The 3,814-nt window shown below is 68.6% G+C and carries 3 protein-coding genes; 1 reads left to right on the forward strand and 2 read right to left on the reverse strand.

Annotated elements, in window-relative coordinates; translation table 11 throughout:
• Positions 1-144: 144 nt before the first annotated feature.
• Positions 145-1,224 (forward strand): hypothetical protein, encoded by a 1,080-nt coding sequence (locus N7333_RS24115; protein ID WP_129483828.1) that lies wholly within the window; start codon positions 145-147, stop codon positions 1,222-1,224.
• A gap of 206 nt (positions 1,225-1,430) precedes the next feature.
• Here N7333_RS24115 and N7333_RS24120 read toward each other — a convergent pair whose 3' ends face one another.
• Positions 1,431-1,961 (reverse strand): transposase, encoded by a 531-nt coding sequence (locus tag N7333_RS24120; RefSeq protein ID WP_129483827.1) that lies wholly within the window; start codon positions 1,959-1,961, stop codon positions 1,431-1,433.
• 150 nt (positions 1,962-2,111) lie between these two features.
• Positions 2,112-3,779 carry a glucan 1,4-alpha-maltotetraohydrolase domain-containing protein gene (locus tag N7333_RS24125; RefSeq protein ID WP_252576741.1) on the reverse strand — a complete coding sequence of 556 codons (1,668 nt, stop codon included), beginning with the start codon at positions 3,777-3,779 and terminating at the stop codon, positions 2,112-2,114.
• Positions 3,780-3,814 lie beyond the last annotated feature (35 nt).

A 3,814-nucleotide genomic window follows, 5' to 3' on the forward strand; every position in this document is an offset into this window, starting at 1 on the left:
CGGCCGCCACCAGCAGCTGTCCACCCAGCCCTACGCCTTCGCCCGCACCCTCGGCAAGGACCGGGTGGTGATAGTGCAAGGGCGATAAGCGCATATGCCAACGCCAACCCGTAGGGTGTGCTATGCGCACCAACAGGACCCGATATGACACCCGAACAACAACGCCGCCAAAGCCAACTGGCCTTCGCCGCCAGCCGCGCCGAACTGGAGGTGGGCTCACTCGCCGGTTGCCCGCTGCCCCTCGAACACCTGCTGGCCACCCGCCCCGGCAGCCCCTGGGTACGCCGCCACTTCGCCGGTGGGCTGACCGCCGAGGTCTACCAGCTGGAGGCCAGCGGCCGCCTGTGGACCCTCAAGCGCGCACGCCACCCGTGCAAGGTGCAGAACCCCGACGGCCAGACCTCCTTTCTCAACGAAGTGCAGCGCCGCGGCGAACTGCAGGCGCTCAAGCGCCAGGCGGACTGGCACGAGGCCCTGGCCGGCATCGTCGAGACCCGTTACGCCAGCTACCGCCACGGCCTGCTGCTGTCGCCCTGGATCGCCGGCGAGGCGATCGGCGAATGGGACGAGCGGCGCCTGCTGCAGCTGTTCGATACGCTGCTGGCGCTGCTGCAGCTGGGCTTCTTCGAGTGGGACCTGTGCCCGGGCAACCTGCTCGACGATGGCCGCATCCGCCTGTTCGACTTTGGCTACATGTACCGCTTCGACCCGCTGCGCGCGTGCAACAGCAACGGGTTGCTGACGCCGCAGCACCACGGCGCCGAGCGCTTCGAAACGCGCTGCTACTACGCCTACCTGCTGGGCCTGGAGCGCGAGCGCGGGCAGAGCGCCGCCCTGGCCGCGCTGGAGCTGGAAAAGCGCATCGCCCTGGAGTGCTACCAGCGTCTGCGCAGCAGGCTGATCAAACGCGGCGCCAGCGCCTCGGTGCTGGGTTGGCTGGGCGGCATCATCGGCCAGTGGCACACGGCGCTGCGTAGCGGGCTGGACGGCCTGTACCTGCGCGAGGCCTGGCGCTCGCACCTGAGCGACCTGGAAGACGACCTCGGCGGCCAGACCTGCACGCCGCTGACCCTGCAGCGCATCGACTGGCTGCAGCAGTGCCTGCACGAATGCGGCGCCCAGCTGCAGCGCCTGGAACTGCTCGCCGGGCGCACCCCGGACGCCTGGCGCGACGAACTGGAGCGGGCGCTGCAGCAGGCGCATGAGTGGCAGGTTAGGGAATAGGCGCGAGAGCGGCGGCTTGGTGCGCACCGCGGCCGCGGTGGTTCTTTTGGCATACCCCATCCAGCGGCGATAACCCGACCGGGCCCGGAATGGGCGCCGGCCTGGCGGATCGGCGTTTATCCTTGGTGCGCGCGGCGCACCCTACGGGACCCCGCCGGCCGTGGGGTTTCGCGGCGCCGCCTAGGCCGTACGAACCGGGTTTGTGGTCATTCGCCAAACGTTCCCTCGTCCTCTGCCACCCCGCCCCAATCCGCCGGGTACACGCCCTCGCGCACCAGGCGATGGAAGCTCGACCAGGGCCAATCCACCACCTGCTGCACCAGGCCATGGCGCACCGGATTCCAATGCAGGTAATCCAGGTGCCGGCGCAGGTCCTGTTCGTCGCGGATGCGGTGTTCCCAGAATCGCCGTTGCCACAAGCCCGCCTCGCGGCGCAGACGCCGGCTCAGGCTGACGCCCTCGGATTGCGGCAGGGCCTGGCTGGTCAGGCGCTTGATCATCGACCAGCGCAGGCCGAACTCGGCATCGCCCGGGGGCAGCTGCCACAGGCAGTGCAGGTGATCGGGCAGCAGCACCCAGCCGTGGATGGCAAAAGGATAGCCCCGGCGCACCTGCTCGATGGCGCCGCGCAATGCCGCGCGCACCGGCGCCTCGGTGAGAAACGGCCGGCGCTGGTGGCTGACCAGGGTGAAGAAATAGCAGGCGCCCTGCTCCCGGGCGCGGCGGTAGTCGGACATTCCCTGTCTCCTGAACGCTGTCGCCCGCTTCAGGATAGTCGGTGGTGCCAGCGTTGCAGCCGGTTCGATAATGATCGGTGCGCACGGCGCACCCTACGGTTCGCGGCATTGGCGTCGTCGTAGGGTGCGCCGTGCGCACCAATCCATGGGTTAGAAACTCCCCGCCGTGCTGGCCCCTGTCGCCACCGTCACGCTGTTGTTGCCGCCCGGCTGCCAGGTCTTGACCTGGGTCGGGTTGCTTTCGCTGCGCACTATGCACTTCCACTGCACCTGCTGGCCGGCCGGCAGGGCGATGCTGCCTTTCCAGGTCGGGTAGGCGCTGGTGTCGGTCAGGCGCACGGCGCCGGCCGGGCTCCAGTTGCCCAGCTGGGCGACATTGCCCAGCGCATAGACGCTGTCGCCCCACTGGGTCACGCCGTTGTCGCAACGGAAGTTGACGCTGACCAGGTTGCCCTGCTCATCCCCGCCGCCCTGACCGCTGCGCCAGATACGAATCGCGCCGTTATCAGTGTTGAGCGCCTGGGTGAAGTCGCCGCTGGCCACCTGGCCGGGCGAGGACAGGTTGGAGTCCAGGGCGATCAGCAGTTGCTGCTGGCTGCCGCTGATGGTCGCTACCAGGCCGGAGAAGCCCGAGTGGAACTGGATCGCCGAGGCCGCCTTGACCCCCGCCGTACGGCGGATCTGGATCAGCTGGCGGATGAAGTCGCCATGGCCCCAGTCGTACATGTGCGGCCAGTACACCACCGGTGTACCCGGGCTGCTGAGGATGTAGGCATAGGCCTGCTTCAGCCGCGCATCCGGCAGCGGCCAGTGGTGCTGGCCGCCGTGCGGGCCGGGCGAATAGCCGGTGTCGTGGTTGTCGACGAAGGTCACCGCCACCTCGCGCCAGCGCGCATCGGGGTTGCCGTTGAGGCCGTGGCGCCAGTCGGCGATGCCGCCGTTCTGCATGCGCTCCTTGAGGGCGAAGTCGAACACCGTGCACTTGGCGCGATCGGACCAGTCCTTGAGGATCTGCTGCCAGCTGGCGCCGTTGCGCCAGTCCCAGCTCGGGTACTCGCCCGGCGCCTTCCACAGCTCGCCGAGGCAGAAGCCGTTGTCGTGGGCATCGCTCATCCAGCTGGCGACCCGCTCGCCGGCGTAGCCGCGGACGAAGTCGAAGCGAAAGCCCCCGGCGCCATACTGGCTGCGCAGCCTGGCGAACTCGTCGCGGAACATCGCGTAGTTCTGCGGGTGGCCGGTATTGAGGTCGGCGTCGCCGCCCATGAAGCGGTCGCCGTCGTCGCAGTCGTTGGCGTAGTTGCCCGGGTCATTGCAGTCGTGGCGCCACAGCCCCTGGCCGGCCGGCAGGTTGATCTCCTTGTCCGGGTAGCCGCGGTTCATGTGGTTGGGCACCACGTCGTAGATGGGTTTGACCCCGGCCGCATTGAGCGCGCTGGCGGCCTGTCTGAGCAGGCTGTCGCTGCCATAGCGGCCGTTCTTGTTGAAGTCGTGCCAGAAGTAGCCTTCGCCACCGCCCGAGGTGCCGTTGCCGGGGTCGCTCCAGCTGGAGAAATCGCGCCAGGGCACCGGCATCCAGATCGCACTGAAGCCGTCGGCGGCCAGGGTCGGCGCCATGCTGGCCAGGGTCGCGTACCAGTTGCTCGAGGTCCGCACGGTATTCCAGTGAAAGCCCTGGAGGATGATCTCGTCGCCGCCGTGGTAGCGCACGCCGCTGGCGGTCTTGCCCGGCGCGTCGGCGGCACGCACCAGATTGCCCCAGGGGTAGGCCAGCGGCGCCAGGGCCAGGGTCAGCGCGGCCAGTCGCAGGTATCGGTTCATCTTGAAGCTCCGTTCTTGTCATTGTTGTGAGCATC

The organism is Pseudomonas sp. GD04158, assembly GCF_029834875.1.
In the GTDB taxonomy this organism is placed as follows: Bacteria; Pseudomonadota; Gammaproteobacteria; order Pseudomonadales; family Pseudomonadaceae; genus Aquipseudomonas; species Aquipseudomonas hydrolytica.